Source organism: Sphingobium sp. ba1, from assembly GCF_000743655.1.
Classification (GTDB): domain Bacteria; phylum Pseudomonadota; class Alphaproteobacteria; order Sphingomonadales; family Sphingomonadaceae; genus Sphingobium.
In genome coordinates this window covers 2,692,124-2,707,678 of sequence record NZ_JPPQ01000069.1, presented here as the reverse complement: position 1 = coordinate 2,707,678, position 15,555 = coordinate 2,692,124, and the positions used below count along the sequence as shown (strand labels likewise).

The 15,555-nt window shown below is 62.5% G+C and carries 13 protein-coding genes and 2 pseudogenes; 8 read left to right on the top strand and 7 right to left on the bottom strand.

The genetic code is table 11. The annotated features are described in order from the left end of the window. Nucleotides 1-991: amidase family protein (locus tag IL54_RS16280; RefSeq protein WP_037478947.1), on the top strand; the 991-nt coding region annotated here is incomplete at its 5' end. Next, a complete protein-coding gene (locus IL54_RS16275; protein ID WP_037476929.1) occupies nt 991-1,227 on the top strand; it encodes a hypothetical protein in 237 nt (78 codons plus the stop codon). The genes IL54_RS16280 and IL54_RS16275, both read left to right, overlap by 1 nt. A gap of 10 nt (nt 1,228-1,237) precedes the next feature. On the opposite strand, the gene IL54_RS16270 is transcribed toward IL54_RS16275, so the two are convergent. Next, complete coding sequence (locus IL54_RS16270; protein WP_037476927.1) at nt 1,238-2,143, bottom strand: AraC family transcriptional regulator; 906 nt, start codon at nt 2,141-2,143, stop codon at nt 1,238-1,240. 314 nt (nt 2,144-2,457) lie between these two features. On the opposite strand from IL54_RS16270, the gene IL54_RS16265 reads away from it, so the two are divergent. The 3 genes from IL54_RS16265 to IL54_RS25480 all read left to right on the top strand — a co-directional run bounded on the left by IL54_RS16265 (nt 2,458) and on the right by IL54_RS25480 (nt 7,147). Beyond that, nucleotides 2,458-4,767, top strand: coding sequence for a TonB-dependent receptor (locus tag IL54_RS16265; protein ID WP_037476925.1), 2,310 nt, complete (start codon nt 2,458-2,460; stop codon nt 4,765-4,767). 74 nt (nt 4,768-4,841) lie between these two features. Then, nucleotides 4,842-6,524 (top strand): AMP-binding protein, encoded by a 1,683-nt coding sequence (locus tag IL54_RS16260; protein ID WP_037476923.1) that lies wholly within the window; start codon nt 4,842-4,844, stop codon nt 6,522-6,524. A gap of 203 nt (nt 6,525-6,727) precedes the next feature. Continuing rightward, on the top strand, nt 6,728-7,147 hold the full coding sequence (locus tag IL54_RS25480; RefSeq protein WP_237748916.1) for an AbrB/MazE/SpoVT family DNA-binding domain-containing protein: 420 nt from the start codon (nt 6,728-6,730) through the stop codon (nt 7,145-7,147). Nucleotides 7,148-7,302: 155 nt separating this feature from the next. Here IL54_RS25480 and IL54_RS16250 read toward each other — a convergent pair whose 3' ends face one another. Further along, nucleotides 7,303-8,520, bottom strand: a complete 1,218-nt coding sequence (locus IL54_RS16250; RefSeq protein ID WP_037476921.1) for a dipeptidase — start codon at nt 8,518-8,520, stop codon at nt 7,303-7,305. Between the two features lie 105 nt (nt 8,521-8,625). On the opposite strand from IL54_RS16250, the gene aat reads away from it, so the two are divergent. Continuing rightward, nucleotides 8,626-9,375, top strand: a complete 750-nt coding sequence (gene aat, locus IL54_RS16245) for a leucyl/phenylalanyl-tRNA--protein transferase (RefSeq protein WP_037476919.1) — start codon at nt 8,626-8,628, stop codon at nt 9,373-9,375. A 35-nt stretch (nt 9,376-9,410) separates the two neighbouring features. On the opposite strand, the pseudogene IL54_RS25475 reads toward aat, so the two are convergent. The 5 genes and pseudogenes from IL54_RS25475 to IL54_RS16225 all read right to left on the bottom strand — a co-directional run. Then, nucleotides 9,411-9,647 (bottom strand): annotated as a pseudogene (locus IL54_RS25475) (DUF2155 domain-containing protein); the annotation flags it as partial. 167 nt (nt 9,648-9,814) lie between these two features. After that, the gene (locus IL54_RS16235; protein ID WP_037476915.1) at nt 9,815-10,213 is read right to left on the bottom strand and encodes an NADH:ubiquinone oxidoreductase subunit NDUFA12; all 399 of its coding nucleotides are present in this window, start codon (nt 10,211-10,213) and stop codon (nt 9,815-9,817) included. A 195-nt stretch (nt 10,214-10,408) separates the two neighbouring features. Next, a complete protein-coding gene (locus IL54_RS16230) occupies nt 10,409-10,936 on the bottom strand; it encodes a DUF192 domain-containing protein (protein ID WP_037476913.1) in 528 nt (175 codons plus the stop codon). A gap of 314 nt (nt 10,937-11,250) precedes the next feature. After that, nucleotides 11,251-11,547, bottom strand: coding sequence for a hypothetical protein (locus tag IL54_RS24675; RefSeq protein ID WP_162182237.1), 297 nt, complete (start codon nt 11,545-11,547; stop codon nt 11,251-11,253). 629 nt (nt 11,548-12,176) lie between these two features. After that, the gene (locus IL54_RS16225) at nt 12,177-12,704 is read right to left on the bottom strand and encodes a regulatory protein RecX (protein WP_037478942.1); all 528 of its coding nucleotides are present in this window, start codon (nt 12,702-12,704) and stop codon (nt 12,177-12,179) included. Nucleotides 12,705-12,890: 186 nt separating this feature from the next. Between IL54_RS16225 and IL54_RS16220 the strand changes: the two genes are divergently transcribed. Together IL54_RS16220 and IL54_RS16215 are read left to right on the top strand one after the other, a co-directional pair. Then, nucleotides 12,891-14,627 carry a fatty acyl-AMP ligase gene (locus tag IL54_RS16220; RefSeq protein WP_052027791.1) on the top strand — a complete coding sequence of 579 codons (1,737 nt, stop codon included), beginning with the start codon at nt 12,891-12,893 and terminating at the stop codon, nt 14,625-14,627. Nucleotides 14,628-14,743: 116 nt separating this feature from the next. Further along, a pseudogene (locus tag IL54_RS16215) lies at nt 14,744-15,555 on the top strand (diguanylate cyclase); the annotation flags it as partial.

The following is a 15,555-nucleotide window of genomic DNA, read 5'->3' as shown; positions in this document are numbered from 1 at the left end:
CGCCGCCCTGGTCGCGGCAGGCGAAGTGGACATGGCGCTGGGCACGGATCAGGGTGGGTCGGTGCGCATCCCCGCCTCTTTCTGCGGCGTCGTGGGGATGAAACCGACCCATGGGCTGGTGCCCTATACCGGCCTTATGCCGATCGAGGCGACGGTGGACCATTGCGGCCCGATCACCCGCACTGTGCGCGACAATGCCCTGATGCTCGAAGTCATCGCTGGTCCCGACGGTATGGACTCGCGCCAGCGCGGCGCACAGGCGCAGGCCTATTCGGCTGCGCTGGATCGCGGGGTGCAGGGGCTGCGGATCGGCTTAGTGGAAGAAGGCTTCGCGCTGTCCAACATGATGCCGCAAGTTGCAGAAAAGGTCCGGGATGCGGCGCGCCAGTTCGAGGCGCTCGGCGCCACTGTCACGCCCCTGTCAGTCCCCGACCATGAGTTGGCGACCGCGCTGTGGACACCGATCGGCTGCGAGGGGCTATTGGCGCAGATGATGTTCGGCAACGGCGGCGGTCATAACAGCATCGGCTTGCAGGATGTCGCGCTGATCGACCGGCATCGGAATTGGCGCGATCAGGCCGATGCCCTGTCTGCGTCGCTCAAATTATGCATGATGGTGGGCGAATATGGCAGGCGCGCCTTTGGCGGGCGCTACCATGCCAAAGCGCAGAATATCCGCTTGCGGGTAAAGCGCAGCTACGAAAGGCTTTTCGGTGCCTATGATTTGCTGTTGATGCCAACGCTGCCGATCGTCGCGTCGAAACTGCCAGCCGCCGATGCGCCCGTGACCGAGATCGTCGCCCGCGCGCTGGAGATGATCGGCAATACAGCCGCCTATGACGTTACCGGCAATCCGGCTTTGTCGCTACCGTGCGGCACGGTCGACGGGCTGCCCGTGGGTCTGATGCTGGTGGCGCGCGATCATGGCGAAAGCATCATCTATCAGGCTGCAGCTGCCTATGAGCAGGCGGTGGATTGGGAAGCGCTGTGATGTCGGGCGGGCAGCCCGCGACACCGCAGCGCATGGCGCATATCGACCCAAGCATCGCGGATAGGCTAGCGGCAAAGCTCGAAAGCCAGAAGCCAGACTATCTGATGGAAAAGTTGGGGATCAGCGTCAACACATGGGTCAAGATCAGGCGCGGACAGCCGATCCGCGCATCGGTGGCCACGCGGTTACTGCGGCGCATTGGCCAATTGCCGGATGATGGCGGTATCGCCAATTGAGCGATCCGTTTCAGGTTGCGCATAGCGCGACGCAATGCAGCTTGCGATACTGGCCGGGCGACATGCCAGTCGCCTTGCGGAACACGCGGTTGAAATTCGCCTGCGACCCGAAACCCGTTTCCAATGCAATCTCCACCAGCGTCAGCCGCCCCAGTGCAAGCCGTTCCTGCGCCACCTGGATGCGCCGCTCCATCACATAGCGATGCGGCGTCAGCCCGGTCGCCCGTCGGAACAGGCGGGTGAAGTGGAACGGGCTGAGGCACGCCTGCGCGGCCAGTTCCTCCAGCGACAGTTCGGCGTCGAGCTTGTGTTCGATTAGGTCCACCACCCGTTTCAGCCGAACTGGATCGAGCGTGCGCGCGGCCTGCATATCCGGCGCGCGCCAGTGATCGGCGGAATATTGGCTGACCAGATGTGCCGCGAGCGTCGTGCGCATCCCATCGACGAGCAGACGATCGGTAGGGGCCGGTCCACGTTCCAATAGCGAACGGAAAGCCGTGCCGATCTGCACCAGCAGCGTGTCGTTCATGCCGCCCGCATAGCCGAGGCGCGCCTTGTCCGGATCGATCTCATACGCTTCCAGCGCTGCACGCTCCAGCAAAGTGGGCGGCAGGAAGATGTGCAGGCACTCGTCCATCGGCGCGGAGAGGCGAATATCGCTTTCATAAGTACCTGACGGACAGATCCAGGACGTCCCCGGACGGGCGAACGCCTCCTGCGTCTGGCCATCGCCGGTCCGCCGGACGCTGAGCTGTCCGGACAGGAGGATGCCGATCTCGGTACATTCCAGGCCAAGGTCGGCTAGCTGCCCGGCATCATGCTGCCAAAGTTCAAGGCGCAGTCCGGACCATTCAGCGACATCCGAAAGCCGCCGCCCGGTAATATATTTTCTGTCGCCATGACTGTTCAACTGCATGTCTTGCTACCCCATGGCTCGATTAAGACTCAGAGTGAGCGGCGGCACAAGTGGGCCGTCACAATCGAGCAGGAAATGGCAAAGAGTGCGCAAGAGCGGGCAATATCTTGCCGCAAGAGTGCGCCATTCCACAGATCGCGGGAAAGGCAAATGATCGCACGAAAGTGCGAATTCATTTCCAGATCCTGCGCCAAACAAAAGAACATAATAGAAAATATTCGCAGGGTGCCGCGATTAACGTTGCGGCGGGTGAGAACATCTCGCGCTCGGATTGTGTCGGACCGCGATCATCTAATCAAATAGGGGAAGATAAATTGCGTTATAAAAATGCAAATCTGTCAATTTCGCTGATCGCCCTGGCGGCATCGACAATTATTCAACCCGCCTTAGCGCAAATCACAGGTGCGGATGCTGCGCCTCAGCAGTCCGGCGGCCTGGATGAAATCGTCGTCACCGCTCAGAAGCGTACCGAAAATCTGCAAGACACGCCGATCGCGGTGACCGCCTTTAACGCGCAGGCTCTTGCCAACAAGAATGTCGAGGATATTTCCGGCATCGCCGCCTTCACCCCCAACTTGCAATTCGATTCCACCGCGCCGCTTAGTGGAGCATCGTCGGCCGCGATCGTGTTCATTCGCGGCGTCGGCAAGTCGGGCTATCAGGTCACGGACGATCCAGGCGTCGGCACCTATATCGACGGGGTCTATGTTTCCAGCTCGGTCGGCGGCGTGTTGGACGTGCTGGATGTGGAGCGGATCGAAGTGTTGCGCGGGCCACAAGGTACGCTGTTCGGCCGCAACACAATTGGGGGCGCGATCAGCGTGACCACCAAGCGCCCGTCCTCGACCCCGGAAGGCTCGCTGGAGGCGACCTATGGCAATTATGACCGCATGGAAATGCGCGGATCGATCGATACGCCGATCTCCGACGTCCTGCGCACCAAGCTTACCTTTGGCTATAAGCGCGCCGATGGCTGGTCGCATTTGCTGGCGGCCAACTATCCCGCGCCTGCCCATAATAACCGCAGCCAGCGCACGCCCGGCGACGTCAATCGCGGATCGGGTCGCCTTGCGATAGAATATGCGCCATCAGACGCCTTCAACCTCTATCTGACCGCCGATGTCTCGCGCATACGGGAAGCTACCGTGCCCTCGGCCGCTTTGGCTGTGCCGCTCGATGGCACGCTGACGGCGGCCTATAATGCCAATGATGCGGCGGTCATCGACGTCCCCGGCTATGGCACCGGCGTCCTTTATGACGATCGCTGGGTGGTCGCGCCGGGCAACAAGCGCGGCACTTACCAAACGGGCCCGAACGGCACTAATCTCAACGTTACCGGCTTTGCCGGAACCGCAGAATGGAAACTGACGGACGATCTGACCTTCAAGTCGATCACAGCCTTTCGCAAGGTCAGCGGCAGCTTCAACCGCGATGCCGACAACAGTCCGCTCCAGGTTGTCGATTGCTTCAGCAATTTCCAGCAGAAGCAATTCTCGCAGGAAGGGCAACTGGTCGGGTCGGCCTTCTCGGATCGCGTGGAATATATCGGTGGTGCCTATTATTTCAAGGAAAGCGCCGTTGATGACTATCGCTGCGCGCTGCCGCCCTCGATCGGCACGATCATCCTGAAATCCGATGCCGACAATAGCAGTTACGCCGCTTTCGGCCAGGCATCCTTCAAACTATCGGAGGCTATCAAGATCACTGCCGGCGTCCGCTATACTCATGACAAGAAATCGCTGTTGCCGGACTTCATCTATGACCCGGCGGCAGGGGGCGCCTTTGCCGGGGTCCGCACTGTGCCTTATGGCCGTGTCACCAACACATTTTCCAACGTGTCGCCACGCTTTAGCATCGACTATAAACTCTCCCGCGACGTACTATTCTATGGCTCCTATTCGCGCGGCTACAAGGGCGGCGGCTTCAATGCCCGCACCGTCGCGCCCCGGCCCGATGTTCTGGGCTTCACGCCAGAAAAGCTTGCCACCTTCGAAATCGGCACCAAGCTGGAGATGCTGGATCGCAAGGTGCGGCTAAACCTTGCCGCCTACACCACCAAATATCAGGACATCCAGATCACCGTGATCGAGGATTTCGCGCCGGGCACGCAAAATGGCGGCGATGCGCGGATCAAGGGGTTTGAGGCAGAGCTGGCGGCCAAGCCGACCGATCGGCTGACGCTCAATGCCTCGCTGGCGCATCTCGCCACCCATTATACCAAGCTGCTGCCGCTCTCCTCGCTCGTCCGGCCGGAATTTCAGGTGCGGATGAGCAACACCCTGTCCAACTCGCCCGCATGGTCGGCCAGTGCCGGGTTCGACTATCGCATCCCTGCTCCGGCGCTTTCGGGCGATGTCAGCCTGCGCGGCGACTGGTCTTACAATAGCAAGATCTACAATGACGACATCAACTCGGTCTGGCTGACGCAGAAAGGGTACAGCATCTTCAATGGGCAGATCGCCTATGAAAATGACGATGGAAATTGGGATCTGCTGCTCTGGGGCAAGAATCTGAGCGACAAGCAGGTCATCTTTAGCGGTGATGCCAATGCCGCGGCTGGCTTCGTCCAGGGCAATTACAGCGCCCCGCGTACCCATGGCGTCACGTTCCGCCGTCGCTTCTGATCTAACCGTCGCACCGACGAGACCATTCTCGTCGGTGCGATACTACAATGACAATAGTAGCAGGACAGGATAAAATGACGGCCAGTTATGTGTCGGGATGCAGCGATCACCCGCTGCTGTATCAGACGATTGGTGCAGCCTTTACCGACATCGCGCAGCGACATGGCGATCGCGAGGCGATCGTCGTGCGTGATCAGGACGTGCGGCTTACCTATACGGCCCTGGCGGCGAAGGTATACGCCTTCGCCAGCGGACTGCTGGCAATGGGTCTGGAACCAGGCGACCGTGTCGGCATCTGGTCGCCCAATAACCTGGAATGGGTCGTCACCCAGTTGGCCACGGCCAAGGCGGGCCTGATCCTTGTCAACATCAATCCTGCCTATCGCATCGCCGAGCTGGATTATTGCCTCAACAAAGTCGGCTGTCGCGCGTTGATATTTGCGCGGCAGTTCAAGGCCAGCGACTATTGCGCCATGATCGCCGAATTGGCGCCCGAAGCGGCGCAAGCCTCGCCCGGCGCGCTACGCGCCGCCCGCCTGCCGGAGCTGGAATGGCTCATCACCATCGGGGAGGGCCAGATGGCGGGGGCTTTACCGTTCGATGCCGTCGCGGCCTTTGTTACCCCGGATAGCGACGCGGCGCTCGATGCGTTGGCCAACCGCCTCCAGCCTGAAGACCCGATCAACATCCAGTTCACCAGCGGCACAACCGGATCGCCCAAGGGGGCGACGCTCAGCCACCATAATATCCTCAATAACGGCTTCTATTCTGGTCGCCGAATGCTCTTGTCGGAACAGGACCGGCTCTGCATCCCGGTGCCGCTCTATCATTGTTTCGGCATGGTGCTGGGTGTGCTGGCCTGCATCACCCATGGCGCCTGCATGGTCTTTCCGGGTGAAGCCTTCGATGCCGCCGTGGTGCTGGAAACCGTCGCGGACGAGCGCTGTACCGGTCTGCATGGCGTGCCGACGATGTTCATCGCCGAACTCGACCATCCCGCCTTCGCGACATTCGACCTGTCCAGCCTGCGCACGGGGATTATGGCTGGCGCGCCTTGCCCGGTGGACGTGATGGAGCGGGTGATCGTGCAGATGCACATGCGCGATATCACGATCGGCTATGGCATGACGGAGGTCAGCCCGCTGAGTTTCCAGACCATGCCGGGCGACAGCCTGGAACGGCGGGTCGAAACGGTCGGCCAAGTCCATGATTTTGTCGAGGCCAAGATCGTCGATGGCCGCGGACGGGTGGTGCCGCGAGGCATGCAGGGAGAAATATTGTTCCGCGGCTACAGCCTGATGAACGGCTATTGGGAGGATGCTGACCGGACCGCCGAGGCAATCGATGCGCGCGGCTGGATTCATTCGGGCGATCTGGCGACGATGGATGAGGATGGCTATGTGCGCATCACCGGTCGCGCCAAAGACATGATCATCCGCGGCGGCGAAAATATCTATCCGCGCGAGATTGAGGAATTCCTTCACCGCCACCCGGATGTGCAGGAAGCCCAGATATTCGGCATCCCCGACGAGCGACTGGGCGAAACCGTCTGCGCATGGATACGAACGGGCAATGCGCACCTTACCGAAGCGGAAATACGCGGTCATTGCCGAGGCCAGATCGCTCATTATAAAATTCCCGAACACATTCGGTTCGTCCAAGAATTTCCGATGACGGTCACCGGCAAAATTCAGAAATTCGCCATGCGCGAGGTCATGATGGCTGAGCGTGATGAGGCAATGATAGGAACCGTATGACCGTGCAAATTTACATCTTGCCGACAAGGAAAGGAAACGGTCTGCTCATTGGGAAGAAAATTTGATCGCTGAACGGCCGGAACCGGTCGTTTGTTGGTACGGCTTTTCTTCGATTAGAAATCTGCTGATAGCAGCCGCCGGATGACCATAGCGCTCGAAGGTCTCCAGAAGGTGGAAGGCAAGGTCAGGTTTGTGCCAATGCGATGAACGCCAGCAGCAAGGCCACAGACCATCGCATCGGTGTCGCGAACGACAATGACGTTGTCACCGAACCGCCTGACATGGATGTAAGAGCAGCGCTGACCTGCGTCGCAGAGGCTATGGGTCGGCACATCGTCCGCCAGCATATTCGCGCCCGTATAGCGACCAACGACAGTCAGCCTTGGGCAATTTTCGAGAAATGGGGCAACAGCGCCTCGGTGTGGATTCCCGCATCGGTCATGGCTGCTGCTGCTTTGCACGTCGATCAGGCGGTGGATGTGCGGGAAGAAGGTGGCCGCGTGGTGATCGAGCCGATCCGGGCGCCAGTCTATGATTTCGATGAATTGCTATCCGCAATGACGGCCGACACTTTTCCCGATGATGTCGATTTCGGTGCTCCGATCGGCAAGGAAGTCTGGTGATGTCGGCCTGGGCACCGTTCCGCACTCGTCCTCTCGCCCGCGCGCTATCGCGGTATGATGCTCTGTTGCCTGGTGACAATGCGGATCAAGGGATATGTTTTTGAGGTGGTCGTCAGCCACGATCCGCCAAGCGCTGTCCTGGCCCTAGGCAGCATCTACTTCCCCACCGCAACCTTCTCCGCCGCCGCCATCACGCGCAGGACATTTTCGCCCGCCAGCTTCGCGATGTCTCCATCGTTCCAGCCGCGCCGCATCAGTTCGGACAGCAAAGCTGGGTACGTCTCGACGCCGCCCAACCCCTGCGGCAACGCACCCACGCCGTCGAAATCGCTACCGATCCCGACATGGTCGATCCCTGCCACCTTGACGATATGATCGATATGGTCGGCGACCTGCGCGATCGTGGTGACGGGTTCGGGATGCGCCTGTTCCCAGTCGGCCAGTGCCTGCGCCGCGCCCTTGGGGTCGCCGATATGCAGGCCGCCAAAGGGTGGGGCGTTGTTGCGGGTGATTTCCGCGCTGCGATCGGCGCCCCAGATGCGCCGCGCTTCGGAGACATATTGGGCGGCGAAATTGACCATCACCACCCCGCCATTGGCCGCGACCTGCCGTAGCACCGTGTCCGACACGTTGCGCGGCGTGTCGCACAGCGCGCGGGCGTTGGAGTGGGAGAAGATGACCGGTGCCTTCGTCATGCGCAGCGCATCCAGCATCGTCGCTTCGCTGACGTGGCTCAGGTCCACCAACATGCCCAGCCGATTGAGTTCGCGCACCACATCTTCGCCGAACGGGGTCAGGCCGTCATGCTGCGGATTGTCGGTGGCGCTGTCGGCCCAGGCGATGGTGCGGCTATGCGTCAGGGTGAGATAGGCCGCGCCAAGCTGGCGATAGGCGCGCAGCACCGCGAGGCTGCCGTCGATCTGGCCGCCACCCTCGACCCCGATCAGCGACCCGATCCGCCCCGCCTTGTGCGCCGCGCGCAGCTCCGCTGCCGTGCGGACCAAGGTGATATGCCGGGGATAGCGCGCGGCCAGGCTATGGACCATGCCGATCTGGTCGAGCGTATCCTTGACCTGTTGCACCTGCGGCAGGTCTGCCGACACCCAGACCGACCAGAACTGCCCGCCGACCCCACCCGCACGCAGCCGATCGAGATCGGTATGATAGGTCGCCGGGTCGAGCCGGGTCAGGTCCATCGTCCAGCGTGCGTCCTTGGCCTTTTCCGCCAGCGCTTCGGGCCAGTCATTATGCCCGTCGATCAGCGGCGTGGCCTTCAAGATACGGGCGATGCGTGCCGAATGAGGATCGGGCGCGGCGTTGAGCGGCAGCGGGGCGAGCAGCAGCGACAGGGCCATCAGGCGAAACAGGATCATGGCGCTGGAGCCTATGGTGGCATCCCCCCACGTCAATGGCTAAAAATCGCCCGCGCCGCCCAAAGCGCTTTCGCTCGGTGCCGAATATGCGCCATAAGACGGGCAATGATGATCGATCCCGCGATATTGCTCCAGGCCTATTCGATCGGCGTCTTTCCCATGGCGGACGACCGCGATGCCGCCGAAGTCTATTGGGTCGAACCCAAGCAACGCGCCATATTGCCGCTCGACGGCTTCCATCTGTCCCGCTCGCTCGCCAAGACACTCCGCCGCGATCCGTTCCGCGTCACCGCCAATCGCGCTTTCCCCGACCTGCTGGCGCTCTGCGCGCAGGCTGCGCCGGATCGGCCATCGACCTGGATCAACCGCGAGATTGAGAGCGCCTATCGCCACCTCCATGCCATCGGCTACGCCCATTCGGTCGAAGTGTGGGAGGGAGAGCAACTGGTCGGCGGCCTCTATGGCGTCGCGCTGGGCCGCGCCTTCTTCGGCGAATCTATGGTATCGCGGCGCACCGATGCGTCGAAGGTCGCGCTCGCCTGGCTGGTGGCGCGGCTACGCTTTGGCGGTTTCACCCTGCTCGACTGTCAGTTCATGACCGACCATCTCCATTCGATGGGCGCGGTCGAAATCAGCCAGCGCGACTATCTTCAGTTGCTGGGCGCGGCCGTGGGGGACGCGGCGCTGGGCGCAGGGGCCGGGGCGCTGGGTTCAGGTTCCGGGGCTGCCGCCGAACTGGCATTCGCGCCGCTCGCCGGGCGCGCCGATGCCGGTTCACCCTTCGCGCCCAACGTCACCGTGTCGGGGCCACTTTCGGGCCATGCCATCGTGCAGCTTCTGACCCAGATGTCATAGATTGGGTGTTGCACGACATTGCGGTCGGGCCGGTCGCGGAACAGCCAGCCGGAAAAATTGCGCCGCCATTTGCCATCGGCGCTGCTGCGCACGTCGAGTTGCACGAACGCGCCGGTGTCCTGCACATTTTCCCACGGCGCGCTGGTTTCGCAGGCCTGCAGGCGCACGATCGCGTCCCCCACCCGCACCGCTTCGCCGGGCTTGAGCGTCAGGTCGCGGGTCAGCCCGTTGCGCTTGTTGAGCAGGCCGACGACGGCAGTGCGCTCGGCCATGGGCGTGCCGGGCAGGCTGTCCTTGTCGGCGGAGCGGATCGCGGTGCCCTGAACCTTGACCGGCCCGGTCTGGTTGGCCACCGGCACCTCGCCATCGCTACAGGCGGCAAGCGCGAGCAGCGACGCGCCGATCAGGATCGACGGGGCAACGCCCGCCGCACGCCCGATCATGATGCGTCGGGGCTCCACGCTTCATAATCGCCGGTCGCCTTCTGGCGCAGGCCACCCTTTTCCATCGCGCCGGACGGGCGATAGGCATTCACCGTACCAGTGGCGTTGGGGGTATATTCGCGTTCCCAGATGCGCGGCGGCGGCAGGAAACTTTCCGGCGCACCCTCGATCGAATGGTGCAGCCAGCCATGCCATTCGGCTGGCACCCGGCTGGCGTCGTTGGCGCCATTATAGATGACCCAGCGCCGCGTCAGGCCATTCCCATCGACGCCGCCCTGATAATAGACATTGCCCTGATGATCCTCGCCCACTTTGCTGCCCTTGCGAGCGGTGAAGAGCGAAGTGCCGATGGTCGCGCCATCCCACCAGGTGAAGATCTTGCCGAGGATTCCCATGGCCCAAGCGCTTAGCCGCTGGAGCGGGGCGTTGGCAAGGCGGATATGCGAGAATCGAGAGGCGGTTCGGGATGCCCTGCGGCGGATCGGTTCCCCCCATCTCCGTTCGTTTCGAGCGAAGTCGAGAAACGCAGGGCATAGCGCGAGATGCTTCTCGACGACGCTCGAAGCGAACGGTTGGTGGCTGTGCGTCTTTTACCGAGAGGCGGACGGGCAGAAATTGCGCTCGGTCGTCACCTTGTCCCCCGACACCGCGCACCCACCCCAGGCAACGCGGTCGCCTTCCTTGATGCCGAGCGCCGCAGCGCGCCCGCCCGCAAGCTCCAGTACCGCCGCCACCGGCACCCCGGCCGACACCGGTACGCGCGAATAGGGTTCGGTATCGGCCTGCAGGAAGGCGATCGTCCCGTCGGTGCGGATGAAGATCATGTCGAGCGGGATCAGCGTATCCTTCATCCAGAAACTCGCCGTGCGTGGCGGGTCCATCGGAAACAACATGCCGCTCGTGGGGCCAAGTTCCTTGCGGAACATCAACCCCTTCTCCTGCGCCTCCGGCGTATCCGCAACCTCCACATCGAACCGATGCACCCCCTTGGCGGTGCGAATGACGACCGGCAGCAACGCAGGCACGGCCTGCGCCTGCGCACCATTGTCGGGCGCGGCTTGCGGGGCGGAACAGGCGGCGAGCAGGCCAAGGGCGAGAATTGCGGCAAAACGGATCATGGCGATGTGCCTAATCCGTTTCGCGCGCCAAGGGGAGGGGGATTGAACGCTGCCACTATCTGTCCCCCCTCCCGCCAGCGGGAGGGGGTTAGGGGGTGGGCCGAGCGCAACGCCCGCGTCGGTCCACCCCGTAACACCGTTTCCGACCCATGATTTCCTGCGCGCCACCCATCAGTTGCTTGTCCTATGCTGAGCAGCAAAGCGGTCCGGAAGGAATCGACCAATCGTGGTCACTCAGCCACTGTCAGCCGAAGCCCAAAACCCGCCATTCGTCCAGATGGCAAATCGAAAAACAGATGCCAGACTCTAGGCGGTTAATGGTCGTCGGTCGGAGAACACGTTTTCACAATCGTCACGCATACATGGTCTCCTCCGCAGGACGCGCCCGCAGCCCAAACGTTCGATTGATTGTTCACTGCGGTTGCTTCAGCCAGAAAGCTCCACGACTGGAAAGCCCTAGCGATATATCCCGAAGCACGCCCAAAATGACGTTCTTTGGAAAGGAGTTGCGCCCAAGCAAGCACAGCATCCTGCTCGTCAGCAGCATACACCTGAAGGCTGCTCGTCGTGCCGCGAAAGTCTGAGACCACAGTGAAAAGATTCTCGACCATGCAATGGTCTAATCCGAATCGCGCCGCGTCCGCAACTAGGGCCATTGATGGAGAATGGCCTCTAACCGCATGGCTTCTGCTATCGGGATTCGTCTCCCCAAAAGCCGACCGTCCCCTAACCACCCCTTCTCCCCGCTGGGGAGAAGGATACGCAGCCTTAGTGCCGCAGGCACTTAGGCGCAGTTGGATGAGGGGGGGCGACGCTGAGGCAGCGCGAAACCCGATGGTCCTACACCCTCACCCAGCTTCGACTAGGCAGCAAGCTGCCAAGTCTGCGCAGCCCTCTCCCTCAAGGGAGAGGGGTAAGAAGGGCCAGATCGTCCCCCACGCCAAAACCCTCTTCCAAAATAGGATTTCATCTGATCTATCCTTATCGATGAACCCCGATCCCGCCGCCGATCCGCTCGTGCCACGCGCGACAGCCTCCCCCCACACAACCCCACAGCCGCGTCGCCGACGCGCAGGTGGTGCGTCCCTGTGACCCTACAGGCACCTCATTGTGACCCAACAGGCGCGTCACCAGGGCTTCGTCGGCACTTTGCGCACCTTTACACCCCAGTTTCCCGCACAAAATCACGCCAGCCACGGTGTGAACTTGCGCCCTGTGACCTTGCCGTAACCTTGGCCCGCTATTCCTCCTCCTGCGCCAGCGCCTCGCCCGGCGCGGCGTCCACCCAGCGGCGCGCCACGGCATAATCATGGCCTGCGCGCAAAAAGGCGGCGATCGCTTTCTCGCGCTGCTTGGGGTCGAGCGGCGCGGTGGCATAGGGGCCGACCCGCTTGCGCCGGGCAAAGCGGTCCGCCGCCGCCCAGGCTTCGGCCGCGATCTGCGCGTCCGCTTGCACCCGGTCTTCCTCGCCGATCCCGGCCGCGCGCAGATCCTGGTCGATCCGCCGCGCGCCATAGCCGCGCCGGGCGAGCGCCCCGCTCTTCATCACCGCATAGCCTGCATCATCGATATAGCCGATCTCCACGAAGCGATCGGCGAGGCCTTCGGGGTCAGCAGGCTGTTCACCGCCCCAGCCGCGCTCCTTGATCTTGCGCTTCAAATAGCTGAGCAGCTTGCCCCGGCTGGTCGCAAAGCGGGCGACATGGCGCAGCGCCATGTCGCGCATCGTCGCCTCATCGAGCGGCGGGGGGAGGCGTTTGCCGGACATATTCGCTTTCATGGGCCATGCGCCATGTTTATGCCACAGTCGGGACGGAATTTTACCGTTCCTGGTCCGCTATGAGTGGATGCTGAAGTGCAATATCCGGTGCATGTCGCAGTCAAAGATGATAGCGGCCGCGCTTTCACGATTTTTAGACCATATGGTCACGCCAATATGACGGGTTCGCAAGAGATGATGGCACCAACGCCGACCACCGATGACCTGCCGCGCCGCTTCTCGGACTTCGAGACGCTGGGCGAGGCGCTGGACTATGCGGCGCGGGGCAAGCGGGGCCTGAATTTCCATGATGCGCGCGGCAATCTGGCGCGGCCTTATCCCTTCAGCGAATTGCGTGCCGATGCCGTCGCCTGCGCCCATCGCCTGATCGCTCATGGCGTCAAGCCCGCCGACCGCGTTGCGCTGGTCGCGGAAACCGGGGCGGACTTTGCCCAGCTTTTCTTCGGCATCGTCTATGCCGGGGCCTGGCCCGTACCGTTGCCGCTGCCGACCAGCTTTGGCGGCAAGGACAGCTATATCGACCAGCTCAATGTCCAGCTGACCAGTTGCGATCCCATGCTGTTCCTCTTCCCCGCCGAACTGGCCGACATGGCCGGGGAATCGGGTCGGCAAAAGGCGGTCGAAAGCATCGCGTTCGAGGATTTCATCGCCCGCAACGCCACCCCCTGCGCCTTGCCGCAGGCGCGCAGTGACGAGATCGCCTATCTACAATATAGCAGCGGGTCGACCCGCTTCCCCCATGGCGTCGCCGTGACGCACCATGCGCTGCTCTCCAACCTGTCGGCGCACAGCCACGGGATGCAGGTGCAGGACAGCGACCGCTGCATCAGCTGGCTGCCCTGGTATCATGACATGGGCCTCGTCGGCTGCTTCCTCTCGGTCGTCGCCAATCAGGTGTCGACCGACTATATGAAGACCGAGGATTTCGCCCGCCGTCCGCTCGCCTGGCTCGACCTCATCAGCCGCAATGAAGGCACCTCGATCAGCTATTCGCCGACCTTCGGCTACGACATCTGCGCCCGCCGCATGTCGAGCCAGACCAAGGCGCAGGATCGCTTCGACCTGTCGCGCTGGCGGCTGGCGGGCAATGGCGCGGACATGATCCGCCCCGACGTGATGCAGAGCTTCGTCGATGCCTTTGCCGATGCCGGTTTCTCGCCCAGCGCCTTCCTGCCAAGCTATGGCCTCGCCGAAGCGACGCTGGCCGTCACCATCATGCCGCCGGGCGAGGGGATCATCGTAGAACTGGTCGAGGAAACCGACCTGTCGGGCGGCGACGCGACCGAGGGGCGTCCGCAACGCTTCCGTTCGATCGTCAATTGCGGCAAGCCCGCCAAGGACATGGTCGTGGAAATCCGCGACGAGGATGGCGGCCCGCTACGCGAGCGGCAGATCGGCAAGGTCTGGACCACCGGGCCAAGCCTGATGGTCGGCTATTTCCGCGATCAGGCCGCGACCGACGCCTGCATGGCCTCCGATGCCTCTGGCCGCATCTGGCTCGACACCGGCGATATGGGGTATCTGAGCGACGGCTATCTCTACATCGTCGGCCGCGCCAAGGATATGATCATCATCAACGGCAAGAATCACTGGCCGCAGGATATCGAATGGGCGGTCGAACAATTGCCCGGCTTCAAGCAGGGCGACATAGCCGCCTTCGCCATCACCACGCCGGGCGGCGAGGAAGCGCCCGCCGTGCTGGTCCATTGCCGCACCTCCGACAATGAGGAACGCTCGCGCTTGCGCGACCAGATTCGCGAGCGCGTGCGCGCCATCACCGGCATGAACTGCGTCGTCGAACTGGTGCCGCCGCGCACCCTGCCGCGCACCAGTTCGGGCAAATTGAGCCGGTCGAAAGCGCGCAACCTCTATCTGACCGGGGAAATCCGCCCCTACGACATCGCCGCCTGACAAAGTCGGATCGAGGTTACCAAATCATAACCCATAGCCGTTATCGCGGCACGGTGGGCAAGAGGGATCATCAGCAACGCGACGCGGATGGCCGGGAGCGGATAAGTCTCCGGGCGATGACGGGTCTGGGCACAATCGCCGACGACGCGCAATATCGCGTGCTGGAGGCGCAGTTTCGCGCCGCCGACAGCGTCGCCCTGCTGCGCCATGTGATGAACCTGCTGGGCCTGATTTTCGTCTGGGCCGTTTTCGCCCATTGCTGTTCGCCGATCTTGCTGGCCGGGTGGAGCGTGGCGCTGATCGGCACGATAATGTTGGGATTATGGCTCGACCGCAATCGTCGCCGGGCGGACAATGTCGGCCTGACTGCGCGGGATTTGCGTCGCCATGGGATGGGGGGCTTGGCGCTGGGCCTGTCCTGGGCGGGCTGCATGATGATCGTGGCCCATGCCGGGGAAACGGAGGAACTGGTCGCGCTGTGGACGCTGGTCAGTTGCATCATGGTTTGCAGCGCGATCAGCTACGCCGCCACGCCGCTGGCGGCGACGGCGTTTCTGCTGCCCTGCATCGGCGGCCTGTTCGCTATGTTCGGCGACGGCCTGCAACTGCCGCTGCACGCGCTCGCGACCAGCTATGCGCTCTCGCTGCTCGCTGGCTGCTTCATCTACGCGCGCACATTCGCGCACCAGCATAGCAGCACCGCGCAACTGGCGGAAAAATCCGAAGTCGTCAGCCTGCTGCTGCGCGAATATGAAGAGGGCGGCTCGGATTGGCTGTGGCAGACCGACACGATGCGCCGCATTAACGGCGCGTCCAAGCGTTTTGCCGAGACGATGGGATTGCCGCCCGAACAGTTGGAGGGCGTGCCGCTGGTTCAGATATTGGCAGGCAGCGCGTGGGAAAGCGGACGCTTCGCCGCCGGACTGCA

What these genes read in the sequence shown, in the direction of transcription:
- IL54_RS16275 (WP_037476929.1), top strand. Translation starts at nt 991, where the DNA reads ATGTCGGGCGGGCAGCCCGCGACACCGCAGCGCATGGCGCATATCGAC.
- IL54_RS16270 (WP_037476927.1), bottom strand. Translation starts at nt 2,143, where the DNA reads ATGCAGTTGAACAGTCATGGCGACAGAAAATATATTACCGGGCGGCGG.
- IL54_RS16260 (WP_037476923.1), top strand. Translation starts at nt 4,842, where the DNA reads ATGACGGCCAGTTATGTGTCGGGATGCAGCGATCACCCGCTGCTGTAT.
- IL54_RS25480 (WP_237748916.1), top strand. Translation starts at nt 6,728, where the DNA reads ATGAACGCCAGCAGCAAGGCCACAGACCATCGCATCGGTGTCGCGAAC.
- IL54_RS16250 (WP_037476921.1), bottom strand. Translation starts at nt 8,520, where the DNA reads ATGATCCTGTTTCGCCTGATGGCCCTGTCGCTGCTGCTCGCCCCGCTG.
- aat (WP_037476919.1), top strand. Translation starts at nt 8,626, where the DNA reads ATGATGATCGATCCCGCGATATTGCTCCAGGCCTATTCGATCGGCGTC.
- IL54_RS16235 (WP_037476915.1), bottom strand. Translation starts at nt 10,213, where the DNA reads ATGGGAATCCTCGGCAAGATCTTCACCTGGTGGGATGGCGCGACCATC.
- IL54_RS16230 (WP_037476913.1), bottom strand. Translation starts at nt 10,936, where the DNA reads ATGATCCGTTTTGCCGCAATTCTCGCCCTTGGCCTGCTCGCCGCCTGT.
- IL54_RS24675 (WP_162182237.1), bottom strand. Translation starts at nt 11,547, where the DNA reads ATGGTCGAGAATCTTTTCACTGTGGTCTCAGACTTTCGCGGCACGACG.
- IL54_RS16225 (WP_037478942.1), bottom strand. Translation starts at nt 12,704, where the DNA reads ATGTCCGGCAAACGCCTCCCCCCGCCGCTCGATGAGGCGACGATGCGC.
- IL54_RS16220 (WP_052027791.1), top strand. Translation starts at nt 12,891, where the DNA reads ATGATGGCACCAACGCCGACCACCGATGACCTGCCGCGCCGCTTCTCG.